Genomic DNA, 20,675 nt, shown 5'->3' with positions numbered 1-20,675 from the left:
ACTACTTCCCTTCTAGTTCGTTTAAAAATTTCTTTAGTTCATTGCCATCAATTACTTTAATATCTAAACTTTTTGCTTTATCAAGCTTGGAACCTGCGTTTTCTCCACAGATTAAAGCATCAGTGTTTTTTGAAACAGAGCCTGTGACTTTGCCCCCATTTTTCTCAATTAAGTCTTTAATCTCATCTCTTTTATAGTTGTCAATGGTTCCAGTTATTACATAGGTTAAGCCTTCTAATATACTTGTTGAAGCCTCATTTATATCTTCATTTATATTTATTCCCTTTGATAGGAGCAAGTCAATTGCTTCATTGATATTTGCATCCGCAAAAAATTCCATAATGTTTTCTGCAGTTATATCTCCAATGTCTGGGATTTGTGTTAGTTCACTAGCTTCTGCTTTTCTTAGACTATCAAAGTTTTTAAATTGACTTGCTAAATCTCTAGCTGTTCTCTCCCCTACATTTGGTATACCAATTGCATATATAAATCTATTTAAATCCACATCTTTACTAGCTTCAATTGCATCTAAGAGATTGTTTGTTTTTTTAGGACCAAAACGATCTAAATCAATAAGATCATCATAAGTTAGATCGTAGAGATCATAAACTTCTTTTATTCCAAGCTCATCCATTAATTGGCCGATAGTCTTTTCAGAAAGTCCCTCAATATCCATAGCATTTCTAGATGCAAAATGCTCAATCCTTGCTAATAGTTGTGGAGTACAAGATAAAGAGTTTGGGCAAATAATATGAACATTGCCTTCTATTAATTCACTGCCACAATATGGACAATGACTTGGCTTTTCTATTACTTTTGTTCCCTCTTGATTTTCATCAACAACTCCCAATATTTCAGGAATAACGTCATTTGACCTTCTTATAAATACTCTTGATCCTAGTTTAACTTTTTTTCTTAATATGTCATCATAATTATTTAAGGTTGCACGAGATACTGTGACTCCCGAAAAATCAACCGGTTCAAGAATCGCAGATGGTGTAACTTTTCCAGTTCTTCCTACATTCCACACCACATCTAAAAGCGTTGTTGTGTATTCTTCAGCTTCAAACTTATAAGCTAATGACCATCTTGGAAATTTGTTTGTATAACCTAGAGCTTGTTGAGTTTTTTTATCATTAATCTTGATTACAACCCCATCTGTTAAGATGTCCAAAGTTTTGCGTTCTTCTTCTATTTTATCTAACTCTTTGATTATTTCATCATAGGTTTTAACTTTTTTGTGGTAAGGGTGAACTTGAAAACCTTGATTTTTTAAAAAGTCTAACATTTCTTCTTCACTTTTAAAATCTAAATTAGTGGTAGAAATATTATATATATAGGCTATTAAATTTCTTTTTCTAGTTTCATTTGTATCTAGATTCCTTAGAGCTCCAGCCGCGGCATTTCTAGCGTTTTTTAGCTGAAATTCATTTTCTTTATTATATCTTTCTAGCTCAGATAAGGGCATCAAAGCTTCACCTTGAATTTCTAAAAGTGACTGCTCTTTAATAGTTCTAGGCACTGATTTTATAGTATGGACTTGGGATGATATCTCTTCTCCTACACTACCATTACCCCTAGTAGCAGCATTTATCAATTCGCCATCTTCATAAGTTAGATTAATAGTCAGGCCATCAAATTTATATTCTAAGATGTATTCTATATCATCAAGCTTATCTTCGTGGCTTTCATTGTAGGAATCGCGTAGCCTATTTACTCTTCCTATCCAGTTTTCAAGATCTTCAAATGACTGGGCCTTATCCTGGGAATATAGCCTTGAAATATGAAAGTGCTTCTCAAACTTTTCTAATACTTGGCCACCAACTTTTTTGGTAGGCGAATTTTCTGGAGAAAATCCAGTTTCTTCTTCAAGTTCTTTTAACCTATCGTATAGTTTGTCATATTCACCATCTGAAACCAAAGGCGCATCGAGGGTGTAATAATGGTAGTTTAATTCTTCTATTTTTTCTATTAATTCATTAATTTCTTCTATTTTTCCCATAATCACACCTTTGTTATTGGAGCATAATCCTGGTTAAGTTTTTTTAGTCCTTTTTTATCAAAAGCAACAACCAACTCATTACCGTCTTCATTTTCTTTTATCTGGACAATCATGCCCTGGCCCCACTTAGAATGCATTACCTTATCTCCGATTTGATAGCTTTCATCATCCTTCTTACGTGCTTTTAACTTTGTATCAAGTACTGATTGTCTTGTCTTTTCCCTCATATAATCTTCATTTGATGCTCTTTCAAAAGATTTAGAGGTGAATTGTCCAATTGATGAATTTTCTAATTCATTTATATTTTCTCTGATTTCATCTATAAAACGAGATGGCTTGTAATATATTGGCTTCCCATAGGCCCTACGAACTTGACTGCTAGTTAAGTATAACTTTTCCCTGGCCCTGGTGATACCAACATAAAAAAGCCTGCGTTCTTCTTCTATATTACCTTCATCGATTGATCTTTTACCTGGAAATAATCCTTCATCCAAGCCAACAACAAAAACAACTGGGAATTCTAGTCCCTTTGCCGCATGCATGGTCATTAGGTAAACAGATTGGTCACTGTCTTCAGTTTTCTCCAAGTCAGATATCAAGCTTAAATTTTCCAGATAATCGTAAATTGTATCTTCTGGATTATTTTCTTCGTATTCGCTAGCCGCTGATATAAACTCATTTATATTATCAATTCTTGACCTGTCCTCAACAGAATAGCTAGATTCAAGAGCCTTTAAGTAGCCAGATTTTTCTAGTGTTTCATTAATTAAATCCGTTATTTTATACTTATCCACATTATCAAATATGTCACTTAGTGGATTATAAAACTTATTTGCTAAATTTTTTAGCCTATCTGATAGTAGGTAGTCATAAAGGGGATTTCTTATAAGATCTAGGATGGATAATTCGTTATCAGTAGCGATCTTCTCCATTTGTTCAACACTCTTATTCCCTATACCTCTTTTGGGCTCATTAATTATTCTTTTTAAAGCTAAGTCATCCTTTGGATTGACAATAATTTTTAGATAAGAGATCAAATCTTTGATTTCTTTCCTATCATAGAATTTAAGTCCACCAACTACCTTATAGTCAATCAGATTTTTCATCAAAGCTTCTTCAAATGACCTAGATTGAGCATTGGTCCTATATAAAATTGCAATATCCTCTAGGGCATAACCATTATTTTGTAGACTTTTAATCTCATCAACTACAAATTTACTTTCTTCGCTTTCAACAGAATTGCTCTTATATATTACTTCATCACCATTGTCATTATCTGTCCACAGATTTTTATCCTTACGATTTATATTATTTACAATCAAAGAATTAGCAGTATTTAGTATATTTGAAGTCGACCTATAATTTTGTTCAAGCTTTATTAGCTTAGCATCCTCAAAGTCTTTCTCAAAGTTAAGGATATTATTAATATTAGCTCCCCTAAAAGAATATATTGATTGGTCAGCATCTCCTACGACTACAACATTATTATGGTAGCTAGCAAAGTACTTTATAAGTTCATATTGGGACTTATTTGTATCTTGGTATTCATCCACGTATACATAAGAAAACTTGTATTGGTAATACTTTAAAGTTTCTTTATCTTTAGCAAATAAATCCAGTACCTTTTCAATCAAATCGTCAAAATCTAGAGCATTGTATTCAAACTTTCTTTTTTCATATAACTTATATATTTCGTAATACTCATTCTTATTTTGATAGTAGCCATCTATAATTAAAAATTCTTTTGGGCTAATAGATTTATTTTTCAGAGAAGAAATTAAATTTTGGGCACTCCTAGGACTAATTGTGTCTTTATAACCTAATTCGTTTATTATATCTTTAATTAGGGTTTTCTGATCATTAGTATCATAGATAGTAAAATTTGATGTATATCCTATTTTTTCAATATTCATCCTCAAAATTCTTGCACAAATTGAATGGAAAGTTCCTATCCATAAATGGCTTACGTCCATATTCAATAGATTTGAAACCCTATCTTTCATTTCATTTGCAGCTTTATTTGTGAAAGTTATTGCTAAAATATTTCTTGGATCTATATTTTCATTCTCGATTAAATTTGCTATGCTCGTAGTCAATACACGAGTTTTACCACTGCCTGCTCCTGCCAATACCAGCAAGGGGCCATTTTTATGTAATACGGCTTGCTTCTGCTTATCATTTAATCCTTCAAATTCCATAATTAAATCCTTCCTACCTATTAATTATACTACAAAAAAAGAGTGGCATAAGCCAACTCTTATATTGTATCTTAGAAATTTACTATTTTCTATTTATTATTTTCTCTTTGTTTCTTTAAATCTTTTTCTATAAGCTTATCCAAAACAAGGTCATAACCACTTAGACCATAGTTTAATGATCTATTAACTCTAGAGATAGTTGCAGTAGAAGCCCCCGTTTCTTCTTCAATTACATTATATGTTTTTCTTATTTTTAATAGCTTAGCTACGTGTAATCTTTGAGCTATTGATTGAATTTCTCTAGCTGTACATATATCTGTAAAAAAACTATAACATTCATCAACATCTTTTAACATCAAGATTGCTTCAAAAAGTTCATCGGTTTGTTCATTTCGTAATTTTGAATCTGTCATACTTCCCCCTAAAAGGTATTTTCTTTTCTATATTAGTATACTACATTATTGTTAAATTGGTATAAAATTTTAAAAATTTTTAACTAATAAATTTATACTTATTTTGCACTAAAGTAATTACTTGGATAAATTAGCATTTTTTTCGATCAATTTAAATACATTCTCGCATAAAACTTCATTCCTAGCGAGTAATGGTCCGTGTAGGTAGGTGCCAATAGTATTTTTGTATCTAAAGCCTTCTGTCTTGTCAGAACCATTGTTTCCATTACCTTCAACAACAATACCAAAAGGACTTTGGTCATCAGATAAAAATGTAACTCCCCCATGATTTTCAAAACCTTCGTAAATATCTCCAGTTAAACTGTCTTTTATTTTTATAGGTCCTGTGAATCTTTTGCTATTTTCCTGATTCTTAGTGTAGTGAGCAAATATTGATAAGCCATCTATCTTATTGTTGTAGGCATCATAATAATACTTACCTAATAGCTGGTATCCACCACAAATAGCAAGCAAGACTCCATCATTTTCAATAAATTCTTTTAGTTTGCTAGCCTTTTCACCCAGATCTTTTTGGACTATTGATTGTTCATAATCTTGACCACCGCCAAAAAATACAAAATCATAATCATTAGGATCAAAATCATCGCCTACAGTTACAATCTTGGTGTTTACTTCATAACCATTTTTGTGGGCTTCGTGGCTAATAGCCATAACATTTCCAACATCTCCATAAGTATTTAGTAAATTACCGTAAAGGTGGCATATATTTATATTTTTCATAAAGCTAATACCTCCCTTAATTTTAACATTGCTGTGTAGGTCGATAGTATATAGATATTATCTGTTTTAGAATTTTTAATCACATCAAAAATTTCTTTTTCGTAATCGAATTCTGAAATTTCACCATCAAATATTTCTGCTATTTCTAGTCGCCTTTTCATATCCTTTTTTCTGATTCCAGAGACATATATATCTTTAATATCTAGGTCTTTTAATTTTTCATAATATGAATCATAAATCCAACTTATATCGGTTCCGTCAGCGTATTTATCATTCAATAGGCAAATTAGAGATATTTCATTTTCTTCTAGCATCATTAGATCAATTATCTGATTAAGACCAGTAGGATTTTTTACTAGGTTTATAGTTAGGTTTTTACCATCTATAACTACATTTTCTTGTCTGCCAAAGACATTTTTTTGATTTCTTAGTCCTTGGTAAATCTCTTGATCACTTAGTCCAAGCTCCTTTGCTACACTTAGCGCAGCAAGAGCATTATAAACATTATATAAGCCACCGACATTTACCTCATATTTTTTGACATTTAATATGAATTCGGAATAATTAGCATCTAGCTTTATAAGCTCATCTATGCTGTATGTTATATCAGGTGTGCGGAAATCACAATTTGGGCATGCATAATCACCCAATGAAGCGTAATTATTTAATCTGTATTTAAGTACGCTGTGACAGTTCGGACACAAAATCCCATCTGAATTAAGTTCTGCATCTAACTCATAGTTATCACTAGCCTTTGAATAATCTCTTATTGCAAAGTAAGACCTATTAAAGTCTTTCATTTCTTTGTAATTAAATATTGGCAAATCTCCATTTGCAATTATTTTTGCATCGGGCATAACTTTCATTCCATCAATAAGCTTTGCGTATATATTATATATTTCGCCAAACCTATCCATTTGGTCTCTAAAGATATTTGTAAATACAACATAATCAGCCTTTATATTTTTGCCAATTTTAACTAGATTAGCCTCGTCAACTTCTAACACTGCTATTGTCTCTTCATTGGCAGGGTTATCTAATAATGTTGTGATAATACCTTGAATCATATTTGATCCTGATTCATTTGTATAGACCTTGTCATACCTTTGTTTAAGTATGCTTACCAAAAAATGAGTTGTCATAGTCTTTCCGTTTGTTCCTGTTACGAAAATAAACTTGGTATTTTTTGATAACTCATCTAGTATATCTTTATCTAATTTATAAGCTACATATCCTGGCAGACTAGTGGCATTATGTTTTGTAAGCCTAAGGCCTGCCCTAACTATTTTTGCTATTACTTTTGAAAATTTATTTTTAAAACTCATAGTTTTAATATATCTTATAATAAAAGTTAATCAATAGTTAGCCAATTATATCAAAAGAATTTTCATCTTGGATCGTATCAACTTCAGTTTTATCAATCGATTCTATCCTAATAAATCTTTGGTTTTGTAATTCATATATGAATCTTTCTATATTCTCTACTTCTCCTTGTACATAAGATTCAACATCATAGTTATATAAATTTTTGACACTACCTGTTAAATTTAATCTATCTGCTATCATCTTTGCAGTAAATCTAAAACCAACGCCTTGGACTCTTCCTTTAAACAAAATCCTATATCTTTTCATAAGTTCCTCCTATTTATTTTTAGATACCCTAGCTTGACAAAAATAACTAAAAATTGTTTAGTGATACTGACACCCCCTATGGGTGTTAGAAGGAGGTTAGATGAAACAACGTTATGATATAACAGGCATGTCATGCTCTGCTTGCCAGGCTAATGTTACAAGAGCTGTAAAAAAGCTCGGTGTAAATGATGTCAATGTCAATCTTATCAATGAATCTATGAGTGTTGATTATGATGATGGCAAGATATCAGATGATGATATAATAAATGCTGTCGAAAGTATCGGATATGGTGCAAGTTTAAAATCAGCAGAAACACCTAAAACGAGTGGTAAAAAAAATGAGGATTCATTAGAAGACGAAACCAAACATAGATTAAAAGTTTCCTTTGCCTTTATGATCCCACTTTTGTATCTAGCTATGGGACCAATGGTAGGATTACCTGTGCCAGATTTTGTAACTGGACCAGAAGGTGCTTTAAACAATGCTTTCTTACAGTTTTTATTAACTATCCCCGTATTGTTTGTGAATAGAAAATTCTTTACATCTGGTTTTAAAGGCCTTATAAATAGGGCTCCTAACATGGATACTCTAGTAGCCTTAGGATCTAGTGCAGCTACAATATATGGAATCTTTTCTATAATGCGTATGGCTTATGGTCTAGGTTTTGGAGACTTTGACTTAGTAAATACCTATATGCATAGCCTATATTTTGAATCTGCAGCAACGATTCTTACACTAATAACCTTAGGTAAATATTTTGAAGCAAAATCTAAGGGCAGGACAAAGGCTAGTCTAGAAAACTTAATCAACCTTGCCCCTAAAAAAGCTACAAGGATTGTAGATGGAAAGCAAGAAGAAGTAGATGTTGATCAGATTAATAAGGGTGATATTATCCTAATTAGACCTGGTGATTCCATACCAGTTGATGGTGTAATAGTAGAAGGTTCTTCAGTAATTGATGAATCAGCTATTACTGGTGAATCTATTCCTGTTAATAAGAGTGTAGATGATCAAGTAGTAACAGCTACTATAAATAAAGATGGATCATTTAAGTTTAAAGCTACAGCTGTTGGTGAAGATACAACCCTTGCTCAAATCATTAACCTAGTAAATGAGGCTAATGAAACTAAGGCACCAATTGCAAAAATGGCGGATAAAATTTCAGCTGTATTTGTACCAGTTGTGATTGTTATATCCATACTTACTTTTGTTATATGGATGCTTTTAGGGTATGACTTCGAGTTTGCCTTAAATCTTATGATTTCAGTATTAGTAATATCATGTCCATGTGCCCTAGGTCTTGCAACACCAATGTCTATAATGGTGTCTACTGGAAAGTCAGCTGAGCTTGGATTGTTATTTAAAAATGCTGAATCCCTAGAAAACTTACACAAGGTAGATACAATCCTACTAGATAAAACAGGAACTATTACTGAAGGTAGACCAGTTGTTACTGATATAGAAACTAGCATGGATGAAAGAGATTTCTTAGAGCTTGCTACAAGTATAGAAAGTTCATCCGAACACCCACTAAGTACAGCTATTACAACTTATGCTGATGAAAATAACATTCATCCAGTTAAAGTTCATGAATTTAATGCTCTATCTGGTAAGGGTATCAAAGCTATAGTAGATTCTAAGACTTATTTTGCTGGTAACCTTAGACTAATGAAAGAAGAAAATATTGACCTAGTTGATTATGAAAGTGTAGCTGAAAAATATGCAAGCCAAGGCAAAACTTCAATGTATTTTTCTGATGAAAGGAAAGTACTTGGAATTATAGCAGTAAAAGATGTTGCTAAAAATACATCTAAGATAGCAATTGATGAGCTTAAAAACCTAGGTTATGAAGTAACTATGGTAACTGGAGATAATGCTACAACGGCCGAAGCAATTAGATCTGAACTTAATATAGATAAGAAATTTGCTGAAGTTCTTCCTCAAGATAAGGATAAAGTTGTGAAAGAACTCCAGGATACGGGTAAGAAAGTAACCATGGTAGGTGATGGTATAAATGATGCTCCAGCACTTGCCAGAAGTGATATAGGTATGGCTATAGGTAATGGTACTGATGTTGCTATAGATTCAGCTGATGTAGTTTTAATGAGAAACTCATTGCTTGATATAGTTAGTTCAATTGAATTATCTAAAGCAACAATTAAAACTATAAAGCAAAATCTATTCTGGGCATTTTTCTACAATGTTATCTTAATTCCAGTAGCTGCAGGATTATTATATCCAAGCTTTGGAATTACTCTAAATCCTATGTTTGCAGCCTTTGCTATGAGTGTATCATCTATATTTGTATGTATTAACTCATTAAGGTTAAAGGGATTTAGACCTGAATTTAAAAATCAAAAAGAAATTGAAAAAATATTAGATGAAAACCCAGAAGAAAGAAAAATAAATGAAAATAATAAAGGAGAAAATAAAATGGCACAAACAAATAAATTATTAGTAAATGTAGATGGAATGACATGCAATCACTGTAAAGCAAATGTAGAAAAAGCTTTAAAGGAATTAACATTTGTTGAAAATGCAGAAGTTAATTTAGATAATAAAAACGCTGAAGTAACATATTTTGGAACTGCTGACGAGAAAGCAATTGAAGAAGCTATAAATGAAGCAGGATATGAATATAAGGGTATCGAATATAAATAATGCATGCTGATAAAGCAAAAACCATTAGAAAATTAAAAACTGTCGGTGGGCAAATCGATGGATTAATAAAAATGGTTGAAGATGATAGATACTGTATAGATATAAGTAATCAATTGATGGCATCAATTTCTATATTAAAAAATGTAAATAAGGATGTTCTAAGGGGACACCTAGAGCATTGTGTATACGATGCTATTAGCAATGAAGATAAGGAAGATGGCCTAAAAAAAATAGAAGAAATTGAAGCTATAATTGACAAACTAAATAAAATCTAGAAAAGCTCCCAATTGGGAGCTTTTTTAAAATTCTGTAATAATTTTCATAAAACCAGTATTTTGTTCTAGGATTTTAAAAATAATAACAGCAATGATAGAAACCATTACAAATTCACTTGCCATAAATGAGAATAGCATAGTTATGAATGCTCCTGTATTATCTAGCAATAGATAAGTTCCTATTGCAGGTACAGAGACCATAAGTACTGGAAATAAAGATGCTATAAATAACTTATCTGTCTTCTCCATCAATCTAAATGCTATATATGAAGATAAAGTACCAAATATAACATCAAACCATGCCATAGGGCTAAATAAATTTGCTATAGCACATCCTAAAACTAGTCCCGGTATGTATTTTCTATTATAGAAAACTAATAATACCAAAATTTCTGAAAACCTAAATTGTATAGGTCCATACTGTGGCATAGGTACAAGTAAAGTTAACACTGCGTAAAGTGCAGCAACTACTGCAGATCTAACCAAAAAGTTAGTATCCTTTGTAAAATTCTTATTCATTTTTCTCTCCTTGATATTTTTTACAATGGGTGCCAAGAAACATTACCGAAATATTATATCATAAATTTAATAATTATCACAAGTATTGAAGCATATCTTTATAATAGTAAAGTAATCTTATGAAAAAATATCTTATAATAGCCCTCTTAATTCCCCTTTTATCTTCTTGTTCCAAAGATGATATTAGAGAAAATGAAGGCATAGTTAATGAAGAAAATTTAAATATTCTTACAAGTATAAACGAACTTGCTATAGATACATTTATACCTAAAAAGGGACTTGCGCTATCTAATGATGAAGATATTGACCAAAACACAAATCCTAAACTTAAGTCCGATAACAAGGATGAGCTTAAGAAAAATATAGAATCATGGTTAGGCGAAAATCCAAAAGCCAAGTGGGTATATGATAACTTCGATGATTTGGATAATATAGATGCATATTTGGCAGGAAATGACGAGGACACAATCGAATTTGTTTATAATATGAATAACGGTTTAACCAATTTCCCATACACTCCCGGCCAATCAGTTGATTTAGAAAGAAAAACTCCCTATTTTATCCAATGGGACAATAGATGGGCCTACAACAAGCTAGGTAATAGAAATATTGGTATTAGTGGCTGTGGACCTACATCTATGGCTATGATTTTGTCTAGGCTAAAGAAAGATGATTCCATCACACCTGATAAAATCGCCAAAGATGCTCAAAACTACATGGGTAACGAAGGTATATCTTGGAACTTCTTTTATGATGGAGCAAAAAAATATGACTATAAAATTGAGGACGTTGCCTTAAACGAAGAAGCTATGAAAAAGGCATTGGAAAAGGGTCCCCTTTTAGTTTCAGTAAATAGAGGATATTTTACTCTATTTGGCCATATATTTGTGATAGACTCATATAAAGATGGTAAATTTATAATAAATGATCCAAATAGCCTTAGAAATTCTAAGATAGAATGGACTTTTGATCAGATTAGTAATCAAATTGTAAAAATTTGGTCCATATATTAACTTGACAAAACTATAATGGTGCTATATAATAGAAAAGTATTCTTCAGTGCCATTAGCTCAGTTGGTAGAGCACCTGACTCTTAATCAGGGTGTCCAGAGTTCGAGCCTCTGATGGCGCACCATATAAAAATAGACCTTAGCCAAATCGCTAAGGTCTATTTTTTATTTATTTGTCTTGGATAATATCATTAGCAAGATTTAATAAATCTTTTGCTATAAAATAATTGTCACCTAGTAAATCGTAAATTGCATCTTCGGTAAGAATACCTTGTATAATATCATCTGGTATCTCCCCCTTATTTGATGCATCATAGTCTTTCATAAATTCTTCAGAATAATAATATTTTTCAAGCTTATTTAATTCTTCTTGATGATCTTTAAATTCTTCCAAAGCTTTACTTAGATTATCTAGTAATATTTTGTGGTCTTCATAAATTTTAGTGTATTCGTCAATATGTTTATAATCCATTTCTATCTCCTATCTTCGTATATAATATCAACTAATTTGTCAATGTCTGATTTTATTTTGTAACTTTTGCTGTCTGACCCTGAATTTGTAGTTACAATAATCATATTCTTATCTTTTAATATTACTATAAGCTGACCACCAGTTCCTGATGCAAATACAACTCCTCTTTCAGATATCCATATACCATAACCATAGTAGTCTTCAGAGATATACTTTCTTTTAACCTCGTACATAGATTTATTGTGTGGTTTTTGCATCAAGTCTATATAATTGCTATCTACTATTTGCAAATCATCATAGTAGCCATTGTTAATGATAAGCTTACCTATTCTAAGCATATCATAGGCATTTAAGTTTATTTTTGTGGCGCCTGCAATATAGTTTCCATATTTGCCCCAAGACCTATTTTCAATTCCTAAAGGTTTTAATAATTTCTCTTCAACAAAGTCAAATAGATCGTACTTTAGATATTCCTCCATAGTTACAGCTAAGAGATAATATCCAGCATTTGAATATAGAAAGTGGGTCCCAGGCCTGTGATACAAAGGGTAATTTATGACATAATCAAATAGATCGCCATAATCACTTTCTCTTATATCTTTGCTGTATAATAGCAAGTCTCTATATCCAGTTGTATGGGTTAGAAGGTGTTTAACTTTAATTTCTTTAAGATAAGCTAAATTCTTTTCATTTTCTAAATTCATCTTATTTTTAATAATTGGATATATATAGGTATCTAAGTTAAATTCTCCCCTACTTTCATTAATTAAAATTCCACAAGTTAGGGATAAGACTGTCTTAGAGATTGACCTTACATCGAAAACTTTATCATTTGCAAATTCTATGGTCTTATTATTTTTATTGTCAAAAATAATTATGCTTTCTGCAGAATCACCTTTATTTACAATATCTTTGGCTAATTTTTCAATATCTGCCATATAATTATAGAGCCATCTTATATATGTTTAAAATGTCTTCTTCTTTAAGAAGTTTAAATCCATCTATTTGAGGTTTTGGCCTATTATTTACACAATTTTTTGCCATTATAGGGAGATCTTCTTCTCTAAATCCCTCAGATCTTAAGTTTTCTGGTATACCAATGGAAGTAAAGAATTCTCTTAGTGCTTCTATAGCTTTTTTTCCATCATCCATTGTAGAGCCTGTTTTTTCTATATCAAATACATTGTAACCAAATGTGGCGATTTTATTGCTTGTTTCATCATCTAAGCAATATTCTAGCCAATAAGGAGTAAGTATTGCAAGACCGACACCGTGAGTGATATCTCTTAGAGCAGAAAGCTCGTGTTCAATTGGGTGAACTGACCATGCTGTAGATTTACCAGCATTTAGTAGGCCGTTGATAGCCCAGGTATTTGCCCAAATTAGATTAGAGCGAGCTTCATAATTTTCTGGTTCTTTAAGTGCTATTGGTCCATATTTAATACAAGTTTTTAAAATTGCTTCTGCAAATCTATCATCTAAATATGCCCCATCATTCAAAGTGAAATAATTTTCTAAAGTATGGCTTATAATATCACAAGTACCTGCAGCTGTATGGTATTGATTTACACTGTAAGTATATTCTGGATTTATTAGAGCAAATTTTGGTCTCGCATATTCAGAGCCCCAACCTAGTTTTTGTCCTGTTTCTTCATTAGTGATTACAGAACCTGCATTCATTTCTGATCCAGTGGCTGCTAGGGTCAATATACTTCCTAGAGCTATACCATCGCTAGGTTTTTCTTTGCCAATAACTATATCCCAAGGATCAGCCGATGATTTTGCACCTACTGCTACAAGCTTGGCAGTATCAATAGTAGATCCACCACCGACAGCAAGGATAAAGTCAATATCATTTTCTTTGGCAATCTTAACGCCTTCACGAACTTTATCAATTCTAGGGTTTGGAACTATGCCAGAAAGCTCAAAAACTTCTATTGAATTCTCATTAAATAGCTTAATAATATCATCATAAAGACCAATCTTTTTTATACTGTTTCTTCCATAAACCAAAAGAACTTTACTTCCATATTTTTTAATTTCTTCTGGCAAATTTTTAAGTTGATCTTTGCCAAATAAAACTTTAGTTGGTATGTTAAAAATAAAATCGTACATAAAATCTCCTTTGCACATTATTCTTAGTTAATGTTTACCCAATATTTAGCATCTTTGTTGTTAAATCTGAATATCTTGTTTAATTTTCTGCTGTTTATATAATCAAATATGGTTTAATTAGCAATTATACTTTTATAATTTTACTGATTTTGTTGATACATACGATTTTATATTTAATTCATACAATCTACCAAATCCGTTTGTGTCTTCATATATGTCAACTAAGGTAAAGCCTGCTTTAAGTTGACCACCGATTTGTTCAGTCATATTGTGTGAAAATTGTATCCCTGCATTTTCTTTAACCATAAACTCTTTTGCTTTTTCATCTTTCAGAGGATTAAATGGCATTTGCCAAACTATTTCTTTCTCATCATTATCCACAATATAATTAATTTCATTATTAAGCCCCGCTAATAAAACACCAGTTTTTTTCAACACTCTGTATGCTTCATTAAATACATGGTATACATCTTCAACATAAAAATTTGAAACAGAGTTAAAAACTATATCAAATGATTCATCTTCAAAAGGAAGATTCTTTGTCATATCTCCTTCGATAACTTCTATCTCATAGCCTTCTCTTTTAGAAACCATTATCTCAGATTCTATTTGCTTTGTTGAATAATCAAGGACAGTACATTCCGCACCTAGGGCACTAAATATTGGCATTTGTTGTCCACCACCAGAAGCCAATCCTAGGATTTTTTGCCTTTCAAGTCTCCAAGCCAATTATGCGGAACAGGTACCGTTGGTGTCAGAAATACATTCCAATTTCCTTGTTTAGCTTTTAGAAATTCTTCATGTGAAACAGGTTTGCTCCATTCCCATCCATTCTCAGCCCACTTGTCAATAGTTTCTTTATTTATTTGCTGATATGATTTCATAACTTATCTCCCTAATCTAAATTAGTATTCTCTATTTTGAATCTTTTATTAATAAAGATATGCCTCTACGTTCTTTTAGTCTTTACTATAGATAAAAAGCGCTTTTTTACATTTCTTGGACATAATAATACTATTTTCATACATGCAGCATTAAGATGCATGTCAATTATCTAGATTTAGTTTTACAACTTTATAACTAATTAAAGTAATACACGTTTCCTTTCCCATCTACATCATCAAAATCTTTATTGTATTTCAAACCTAAGGATTCTGCAGTTTTTCTTGAAGGAATATTTTTATCTAAAGTTAAAGCCACTACTTGATACTCATTATTTAATTCACAAGTAATAGTATCAATTATTTTTCTAGCTGCTTCTTTTACAAATCCATTTCTCGTTTTAGATGGATCTATTCTATAATACAGATTCAAATATTTTTTATCTTCTATTGTTGTAAACCTTAAACCACACAAACCAAAAACTCTATTATCAACTTTATCTACTAAAGAATAATAACCAAATCCATACTTTTTATGGTGGTCAATAATCGTATTTAAAGTCCCCATAAATTCTTCTTTGCTTGGCTTTTCCCATCCTGGATTATAGATATTAGTTTCAGGATTTGCGTGAACTGAGTATAACTCATCAAAATCATCATAAGTAGGAACCTTAAGTATTAAACGATCTGTTTCCATTATTTGCATTTTTAACTCCTTCATAAGGTATATTTATTATATATATCAAATATTCACAACCAATTACTATCAATTTCTAAAAATATAGCTTCTAATTTTATAAGCCAAAATTCATGAATCTATTAATTTCATGTATTTTAGAGTTTTCCTACTCATACATCTTCCTAATCAACGCTATAGTTTCCACGTGCGTTGTCTTTTGCTTGGGTACATAATTTTTTATCCTCGTCATTCTTGTAGGAACACAATTTATTAATGTCATTGTCTTTGGCATTTTTTCTTTTATCTTTGAAATTATTAGAATCTTGACTATCTTTAACTCCTGTTTTGAAATAGAATGTTAAGTCATAAGGATGAACTTTTCCGTCTTTATCAATTCTTCCCACCACGACTTTATCAACTATGCTTTCAAATACTGTTCTATTAAATTCCTCTATAATTTCTTTGTTTTCTAAGACCTTTTTAAATTGCTTTAATCTTTCTTTAATAGAGTTTTCATCTTTGATAGTTAGCTCTAGTGTTTTCTTTTCATCAAGTAATTCTTCTTTTTGTTTTGTAAGTTTTTTATACTTTTTAGCATAAACTTCTTCGTCTATACTATCTTCTAAATGAAGATCAACTAACTTTCTTTCTTGAATAATGATTCTGTTTAATTGGTTTTCTAACTTTTTCAAATCTTTGACTAAAGTATTATCATTTATTTCTTCTTCTACAATTTTTAAAAAATCATCTATTACTGTTGAATCTGCATGGCATAATTGCCTATAGCTTTCAACAAATGCTTTTTCTATTGCTGCTTCTTGTATTCCTTTTGAATGAGGACAATATTTTTTACCTTTTTTTGTTGACTTTACACATTGCCAGTTAATTTTTTTGTAAATTGAACTTGTGTGCCAAGTTCTTCTTGACAGTATTTCGCCACAAAATCCACATTCCAGCATACTTGAAAAAGCGTATTGTCTTGATAGTTTTTCTCTTTTTCTATCCTTGTTAGCTATAGTGTTTCTGTTTTGTGCTCTCCTGAGTCTAATCTCTTGTGCCTTTTCAAAGTCTTCTCTTGATATAATTGGCTCGTGATGATTTTCAATATGATATTTATCAGATTCACCAAAGTTTGCTAGTCTTCTTTTTGTTATGGGATCAACTGTGAAGGTCTTTCCCATTAGTATATCACCAATATACTTTTCATTTTTAATTACTCCTAACACTGTAGTGTCAGACCATTTTGTTTTACCTCTAGGAGTGAGATATCCTTGTTCTTCTAATTCCCTGCCAATGACTGAACCACCATTGCCCTCTAAATATCTTTTAAAAATATATCTAACAATTTTAGCTTCCTCTTCATTTATAGATATACTTTTTGTTGTAGGATCATAGTCGTAGCCAAGGCAACCTTGAAAACCAATAAGTTCCCCCTTTTCCATTTTCATTTTCAGTCCTTTTTTTACATGGGCTGAGGTATTTTCTACTTCTTGTTGAGCTACTGAACTTAATATTGTTAATAATAGCTCTCCATCCATTGTCAAAGTATCTATATTTTCTTCTTCAAATACTACACCAACATTGTTTTCCTTTAATAGTCTTACATACTTTAAGGTATCTAATGTATTTCTAGCGAATCTTGATATAGATTTAGTAATTATCATGTCTATATCTCCATTTTGACAATCGCTAATTAGTCTCATGAAATCAGCTCTTTTGGTAGCAGTTGTTCCTGTGGTTGCTTCATCTGCGTATATGCCAGCCAAAGTCCAGTTTTTATTATTTTTTATTAGATTTGTGTAATAATCAACTTGCGATTTATATGATTCAAGTTGGTCTTTACTATCAGTGCTAACTCGACAATATGCTGCAACACGTTTTAAATCTAAATCTAGTGCATTTCTATTTCTAGCTCCTGTATTTGAAGCTTTTATTAATTTTACTTTAGTATTCATTTTACCTCCTTCCCATTTTGTATCTTTCTACAGTGTTATTATATCACAAGATTAACTACTTTCTATCTCTCTTCTTATAATCATTTTCTATTCTATTTTTTATTTTTGTATATTCCTTATCATTAATTAATTTAAGATCATAAAGTCTACATAACATAGCAACTCTCATGCTATAAACTTTTATTGCTTTCATAATAACCTCCTATGTAAATTTAAGTTTTTTGACATTGACAAGTGCCTTGGATTAGCAACATAGGAATCTCACCTCCGCCTCTATTCAGGATGAGCCGGCTTCAACCTTAGAAGTATCATTATCCTCATTTTCTTCATAGCGAATAGGGTATCCCTCCCTATATTCAAACTCTTACTTATCGCTCCCTTTCTTCTTCCCTTGCTTATAGCTTAGCAGTACTTGTTTTGCCGAATTATTCAGCAGAAAGATCTTGGCGGATAGGTTATTACGCTCCAAAAATGATTAACGTCTTGTCTTGGTCTATTCAATTGTTAAGGTTCAAAATTTATCGAGAGTTATTAATCTTTTTTAAATTTGACCATCAGAAAATACTTATCTTGATGAAACAAAATTGTTTAAAATTACCCTCTTATACTTAACAGTGAAAAGAAGTCTTTCTTGGTAACCAATTTTCAAAAATAAATTTGGATAAATAAAAAGGTCCAATTCCCACTGCATAAGTAACAGTGAAAATTAGACCCTCTTGGCAACTGTCATCTAAAAGTCATCCAACATTTCCTTTAGTTTTTCTAAGACTTTATTACGCCTTTTAATAACGGCTGGATGAGATATATTGAGTTTAGCAGCTACTTCTCTAATTGTTTCTTCTTTATAAAAAAGACTTTCTATCAAATCCCTTTCAACAGGGTTGAGTTTAGAAATAGCTCTTCTTACTTCTTCAATCATTTCCTTTGTTTCGATAATTTTTTCAACATCAAATTCCAGATCTTCCAAATTTTCTTCAAAATTACCATCATGATCATAGGAACAAAAAAAGAAACAGTTATTTAACCTGTCTCTTCTCATTTGATATTTCTCTTTATTCAATTCACTATGATAAGCAAGATATACTTCCTTGCTAACAAATACTTTCTTTCCTTCTACAAATAAATAATATTCTTTGTCCATTAATTTTTCCTCCTTGCCCGCTTGAATTTCTTTTGTTTGAAAATGAAATTCACACAAGGAGGGCTTCTAATTCTATGCATATATTCTCCTGGGCATAAAAAAAGACCGAAAGAAAATAAATTCTTTCAGTCAATAAATGCCAATATTAAATTTAGGTGCAAATCACCCATCATGAATATTATATATGCACTTAAGTACACATAAAATTCGTATATGGTACTTTTTTCATTCGGAAATAGTACGCAATAAGTTCGTCATAAATTAATTTCTTAGATGTTCATTATTTCTTCAATGCTACGACCGTCTTCAAGCTGGCTAATAGCAGTCGGTAAAGTATATCCCCAAATTATTACACCAACCAATGCAATTGCTTCCTTTTTTCTTTGGTAATAAACAGTTCTCTCTAAAGATACACTTCTCATACAAGCTTCATCAGTAATCTTTTTTTCAGCAATGTAGTAGTTATAAATAATCTTATGATAGATTTCTCCATACTCTGGATAAACTTTTAGCCTTACACAGGCGTCATAAATTATTAAAAGCATAAGCTTACTATCCATTACATTGGAAACTCTATTATTAAACTTTTCTTCAACTTTTTCTGGAGCAAATGTAGAAAGATACAAGTAAGCAGATTCTGAAGTTAAGCCATAGTTTTCTTTACTCTCAAACATCATAAAATTTGCCCTGTTATCTACTGCCCAAGTAACTTGTCTATATAAACTTAAAATAAGTTTTGCAGCTGAACTGATTTTTTCAAATTTCAAGTTGCTATCTGCATACAAGTTCATTATATTCTTTAAAGTTTTACTTATTCTCAATCTAATCACCCCAATACAACTTATTTACAATCCTGAATGTTTGTGCTATAATATGAATATAAGTTCAGTTTGTATTATATCTCAAATTGAAAAATAATTCAAGCACTATTGTTCGTATCGAAAGTTATAAAAGCACATTAGTTCAGGAGGTTAAAGTTATGGCTTTTGCGGATAGATTAAAGGATTTTCGTGAAAAAGAAAAGTTAAGTCAAGCAGATTTTGCAAAGATGATAGGAATAAGTACAAGAACTCTTGTACATTATGAAGACGGAGAAAGATACCCAAGAGATGTCGAGGTTTACAAAAAAATAGCTGAAGTTATGGACTGTGATTACAATTATCTTCTAGAAGAAAGTGACGAGTTTTTAAATCGAGTTTATAACATGGGTGGCAAAAGAGAATTAGAAAAAGCTAGAGCATTAACAGAAGGTCTAAGCTCTTTATTTGCTGGTGGAGAAATTTCTGACGAAGATAAAGATGCTGCTTTTGAAGCTATTACTCGTGCTTATTGGGAGGCTAAAAGAGAAAACAAGAAATACGGTCGTAAGAAAAAAGATTAGGTGATTTTATGAGCATGAATCGCTATATATATGATAAGGTTAATCGACTTATAAAAAAATATAAGACACGAGATCCTATCGAATTAATAGAAGCTTTGAATATTAACCTGGTATATCTACCTGAAACAAAAATACTTTTAGGAATGTACCATTATATTCAAAGGAACAGATTTATTTTTATCAGTAGCAACACAAATTTTAATAGAAAAACTATATTAGCACATGAATTAGGTCACGATCAACTTCACAGAGATTATTGTATGAGTGGCGGAGCTTTTCATGACCAAACAGTGCTAAACCCTACAAATAAATTTGAAACTGAAGCTAATATTTTTGCAGCTCATTTATTAATTAGAGATGAAGATGTCCTCGATAATATAAATGATCAAGTTTGTGATTATGAAATCGCTGGAAAATTAGGTGTTGATATAAATTTACTAAATCTAAAAATTTCTGAGTTAGCAAAAATGGGCAAGTTTAATAAACCAATTAATGTTAATATACCTCAGGGAGATTTTCTTAAAAACTATCGCCCTGAACACGATGAATATTATTAGGAG

General features: G+C 31.2%; 22 protein-coding genes and 1 tRNA gene. 6 read left to right on the top strand and 17 right to left on the bottom strand.

Annotated features, from left to right (window positions below):
• Nucleotide 1 precedes the first annotated feature (1 nt).
• The 6 genes from ligA to QNH69_RS06150 all read right to left on the bottom strand — a co-directional run bounded on the left by ligA (nucleotide 2) and on the right by QNH69_RS06150 (nucleotide 7,025).
• Entirely contained in the window at nucleotides 2-2,002 is a 2,001-nt protein-coding gene (ligA, locus tag QNH69_RS06175; protein WP_282929639.1) for an NAD-dependent DNA ligase LigA, read from the bottom strand.
• 2 nt (nucleotides 2,003-2,004) lie between these two features.
• Nucleotides 2,005-4,200, bottom strand: a complete 2,196-nt coding sequence (locus QNH69_RS06170) for a UvrD-helicase domain-containing protein (protein ID WP_282929638.1) — start codon at nucleotides 4,198-4,200, stop codon at nucleotides 2,005-2,007.
• Between the two features lie 89 nt (nucleotides 4,201-4,289).
• A complete protein-coding gene (locus tag QNH69_RS06165; RefSeq protein ID WP_044566176.1) occupies nucleotides 4,290-4,613 on the bottom strand; it encodes a YerC/YecD family TrpR-related protein in 324 nt (107 codons plus the stop codon).
• Nucleotides 4,614-4,730: 117 nt separating this feature from the next.
• Nucleotides 4,731-5,393: an adenosylcobyric acid synthase gene (locus tag QNH69_RS06160; RefSeq protein WP_282929637.1), complete on the bottom strand. Its 663-nt coding sequence runs from the start codon at nucleotides 5,391-5,393 to the stop codon at nucleotides 4,731-4,733.
• Nucleotides 5,390-6,718 carry a Mur ligase family protein gene (locus QNH69_RS06155; protein ID WP_282929636.1) on the bottom strand — a complete coding sequence of 443 codons (1,329 nt, stop codon included), beginning with the start codon at nucleotides 6,716-6,718 and terminating at the stop codon, nucleotides 5,390-5,392. Before QNH69_RS06155 ends, QNH69_RS06160 begins: the two co-directional genes overlap by 4 nt.
• Before the next feature lie 37 nt (nucleotides 6,719-6,755).
• Nucleotides 6,756-7,025 (bottom strand): acylphosphatase, encoded by a 270-nt coding sequence (locus QNH69_RS06150; RefSeq protein ID WP_282929635.1) that lies wholly within the window; start codon nucleotides 7,023-7,025, stop codon nucleotides 6,756-6,758.
• A 100-nt stretch (nucleotides 7,026-7,125) separates the two neighbouring features.
• Between QNH69_RS06150 and QNH69_RS06145 the strand changes: the two genes are divergently transcribed.
• Complete coding sequence (locus QNH69_RS06145; RefSeq protein ID WP_282929634.1) at nucleotides 7,126-9,687, top strand: heavy metal translocating P-type ATPase; 2,562 nt, start codon at nucleotides 7,126-7,128, stop codon at nucleotides 9,685-9,687.
• A complete protein-coding gene (locus QNH69_RS06140; protein WP_044566171.1) occupies nucleotides 9,687-9,962 on the top strand; it encodes a metal-sensing transcriptional repressor in 276 nt (91 codons plus the stop codon). The genes QNH69_RS06145 and QNH69_RS06140 overlap by 1 nt, the downstream gene beginning before the upstream one ends.
• Nucleotides 9,963-9,986: 24 nt before the next feature.
• On the opposite strand, the gene QNH69_RS06135 is transcribed toward QNH69_RS06140, so the two are convergent.
• Complete coding sequence (locus tag QNH69_RS06135) at nucleotides 9,987-10,481, bottom strand: QueT transporter family protein (RefSeq protein WP_282929633.1); 495 nt, start codon at nucleotides 10,479-10,481, stop codon at nucleotides 9,987-9,989.
• Between the two features lie 119 nt (nucleotides 10,482-10,600).
• Here QNH69_RS06135 and QNH69_RS06130 point away from each other — a divergent pair, with 119 nt between their 5' ends.
• Together QNH69_RS06130 and QNH69_RS06125 are read left to right on the top strand one after the other, a co-directional pair.
• A complete protein-coding gene (locus QNH69_RS06130; protein ID WP_282929632.1) occupies nucleotides 10,601-11,494 on the top strand; it encodes a C39 family peptidase in 894 nt (297 codons plus the stop codon).
• A 46-nt stretch (nucleotides 11,495-11,540) separates the two neighbouring features.
• Nucleotides 11,541-11,616: transfer RNA gene (locus QNH69_RS06125), tRNA-Lys, on the top strand.
• Between the two features lie 44 nt (nucleotides 11,617-11,660).
• Here QNH69_RS06125 and QNH69_RS06120 read toward each other — a convergent pair.
• The 10 genes from QNH69_RS06120 to QNH69_RS06075 form a co-directional block, all read right to left on the bottom strand.
• Complete coding sequence (locus QNH69_RS06120) at nucleotides 11,661-11,963, bottom strand: DUF4298 domain-containing protein (protein WP_282929631.1); 303 nt, start codon at nucleotides 11,961-11,963, stop codon at nucleotides 11,661-11,663.
• A 2-nt stretch (nucleotides 11,964-11,965) separates the two neighbouring features.
• Complete coding sequence (locus QNH69_RS06115) at nucleotides 11,966-12,901, bottom strand: serine hydrolase (protein WP_282929630.1); 936 nt, start codon at nucleotides 12,899-12,901, stop codon at nucleotides 11,966-11,968.
• 4 nt (nucleotides 12,902-12,905) lie between these two features.
• Nucleotides 12,906-14,078, bottom strand: a complete 1,173-nt coding sequence (locus QNH69_RS06110; RefSeq protein ID WP_282929629.1) for an iron-containing alcohol dehydrogenase — start codon at nucleotides 14,076-14,078, stop codon at nucleotides 12,906-12,908.
• 132 nt (nucleotides 14,079-14,210) lie between these two features.
• Nucleotides 14,211-14,747, bottom strand: a complete 537-nt coding sequence (locus tag QNH69_RS06105) for a class I SAM-dependent methyltransferase (RefSeq protein ID WP_282929628.1) — start codon at nucleotides 14,745-14,747, stop codon at nucleotides 14,211-14,213.
• 26 nt (nucleotides 14,748-14,773) lie between these two features.
• Nucleotides 14,774-14,962 (bottom strand): hypothetical protein, encoded by a 189-nt coding sequence (locus tag QNH69_RS06100; RefSeq protein ID WP_282929627.1) that lies wholly within the window; start codon nucleotides 14,960-14,962, stop codon nucleotides 14,774-14,776.
• Between the two features lie 196 nt (nucleotides 14,963-15,158).
• On the bottom strand, nucleotides 15,159-15,665 hold the full coding sequence (locus QNH69_RS06095; RefSeq protein WP_282929626.1) for a GNAT family protein: 507 nt from the start codon (nucleotides 15,663-15,665) through the stop codon (nucleotides 15,159-15,161).
• A gap of 155 nt (nucleotides 15,666-15,820) precedes the next feature.
• Entirely contained in the window at nucleotides 15,821-17,593 is a 1,773-nt protein-coding gene (locus tag QNH69_RS06090) for a recombinase family protein (RefSeq protein ID WP_282929625.1), read from the bottom strand.
• A gap of 55 nt (nucleotides 17,594-17,648) precedes the next feature.
• Nucleotides 17,649-17,786, bottom strand: a complete 138-nt coding sequence (locus QNH69_RS06085) for a hypothetical protein (RefSeq protein WP_162832783.1) — start codon at nucleotides 17,784-17,786, stop codon at nucleotides 17,649-17,651.
• A 537-nt stretch (nucleotides 17,787-18,323) separates the two neighbouring features.
• Nucleotides 18,324-18,734: a sigma-70 family RNA polymerase sigma factor gene (locus QNH69_RS06080; RefSeq protein WP_053308408.1), complete on the bottom strand. Its 411-nt coding sequence runs from the start codon at nucleotides 18,732-18,734 to the stop codon at nucleotides 18,324-18,326.
• Nucleotides 18,735-19,003: 269 nt separating this feature from the next.
• Nucleotides 19,004-19,525, bottom strand: a complete 522-nt coding sequence (locus QNH69_RS06075; RefSeq protein ID WP_181566453.1) for a hypothetical protein — start codon at nucleotides 19,523-19,525, stop codon at nucleotides 19,004-19,006.
• Between the two features lie 188 nt (nucleotides 19,526-19,713).
• Between QNH69_RS06075 and QNH69_RS06070 the strand changes: the two genes are divergently transcribed.
• The gene (locus QNH69_RS06070; RefSeq protein WP_000852880.1) at nucleotides 19,714-20,115 is read left to right on the top strand and encodes a helix-turn-helix transcriptional regulator; all 402 of its coding nucleotides are present in this window, start codon (nucleotides 19,714-19,716) and stop codon (nucleotides 20,113-20,115) included.
• An 8-nt stretch (nucleotides 20,116-20,123) separates the two neighbouring features.
• Entirely contained in the window at nucleotides 20,124-20,672 is a 549-nt protein-coding gene (locus tag QNH69_RS06065; protein ID WP_053308409.1) for an ImmA/IrrE family metallo-endopeptidase, read from the top strand.
• Nucleotides 20,673-20,675 lie beyond the last annotated feature (3 nt).

The sequence above is a fragment of the Anaerococcus sp. Marseille-Q7828 genome (assembly GCF_949769285.1).
Classification (GTDB): domain Bacteria; phylum Bacillota; class Clostridia; order Tissierellales; family Peptoniphilaceae; genus Anaerococcus.
This window is presented reverse-complemented; position numbering and strand designations above follow the sequence as displayed.

Bases quoted from the DNA above. Each gene is read 5' to 3' on its own strand.
- QNH69_RS06100 (WP_282929627.1), bottom strand. From the start codon at position 14,962: ATGAAATCATATCAGCAAATAAATAAAGAAACTATTGACAAGTGGGCT.
- QNH69_RS06065 (WP_053308409.1), top strand. From the start codon at position 20,124: ATGAGCATGAATCGCTATATATATGATAAGGTTAATCGACTTATAAAA.
- QNH69_RS06170 (WP_282929638.1), bottom strand. From the start codon at position 4,200: ATGGAATTTGAAGGATTAAATGATAAGCAGAAGCAAGCCGTATTACAT.
- QNH69_RS06095 (WP_282929626.1), bottom strand. From the start codon at position 15,665: ATGCAAATAATGGAAACAGATCGTTTAATACTTAAGGTTCCTACTTAT.
- QNH69_RS06135 (WP_282929633.1), bottom strand. From the start codon at position 10,481: ATGAATAAGAATTTTACAAAGGATACTAACTTTTTGGTTAGATCTGCA.
- QNH69_RS06155 (WP_282929636.1), bottom strand. From the start codon at position 6,718: ATGAGTTTTAAAAATAAATTTTCAAAAGTAATAGCAAAAATAGTTAGG.
- ligA (WP_282929639.1), bottom strand. From the start codon at position 2,002: ATGGGAAAAATAGAAGAAATTAATGAATTAATAGAAAAAATAGAAGAA.
- QNH69_RS06110 (WP_282929629.1), bottom strand. From the start codon at position 14,078: ATGTACGATTTTATTTTTAACATACCAACTAAAGTTTTATTTGGCAAA.
- QNH69_RS06105 (WP_282929628.1), bottom strand. From the start codon at position 14,747: ATGCCAATATTTAGTGCCCTAGGTGCGGAATGTACTGTCCTTGATTAT.
- QNH69_RS06145 (WP_282929634.1), top strand. From the start codon at position 7,126: ATGAAACAACGTTATGATATAACAGGCATGTCATGCTCTGCTTGCCAG.
- QNH69_RS06150 (WP_282929635.1), bottom strand. From the start codon at position 7,025: ATGAAAAGATATAGGATTTTGTTTAAAGGAAGAGTCCAAGGCGTTGGT.
- QNH69_RS06080 (WP_053308408.1), bottom strand. From the start codon at position 18,734: ATGGACAAAGAATATTATTTATTTGTAGAAGGAAAGAAAGTATTTGTT.
- QNH69_RS06160 (WP_282929637.1), bottom strand. From the start codon at position 5,393: ATGAAAAATATAAATATATGCCACCTTTACGGTAATTTACTAAATACT.
- QNH69_RS06140 (WP_044566171.1), top strand. From the start codon at position 9,687: ATGCATGCTGATAAAGCAAAAACCATTAGAAAATTAAAAACTGTCGGT.
- QNH69_RS06115 (WP_282929630.1), bottom strand. From the start codon at position 12,901: ATGGCAGATATTGAAAAATTAGCCAAAGATATTGTAAATAAAGGTGAT.
- QNH69_RS06120 (WP_282929631.1), bottom strand. From the start codon at position 11,963: ATGGATTATAAACATATTGACGAATACACTAAAATTTATGAAGACCAC.
- QNH69_RS06130 (WP_282929632.1), top strand. From the start codon at position 10,601: ATGAAAAAATATCTTATAATAGCCCTCTTAATTCCCCTTTTATCTTCT.
- QNH69_RS06070 (WP_000852880.1), top strand. From the start codon at position 19,714: ATGGCTTTTGCGGATAGATTAAAGGATTTTCGTGAAAAAGAAAAGTTA.
- QNH69_RS06165 (WP_044566176.1), bottom strand. From the start codon at position 4,613: ATGACAGATTCAAAATTACGAAATGAACAAACCGATGAACTTTTTGAA.
- QNH69_RS06090 (WP_282929625.1), bottom strand. From the start codon at position 17,593: ATGAATACTAAAGTAAAATTAATAAAAGCTTCAAATACAGGAGCTAGA.
- QNH69_RS06085 (WP_162832783.1), bottom strand. From the start codon at position 17,786: ATGAAAGCAATAAAAGTTTATAGCATGAGAGTTGCTATGTTATGTAGA.
- QNH69_RS06075 (WP_181566453.1), bottom strand. From the start codon at position 19,525: ATGAACTTGTATGCAGATAGCAACTTGAAATTTGAAAAAATCAGTTCA.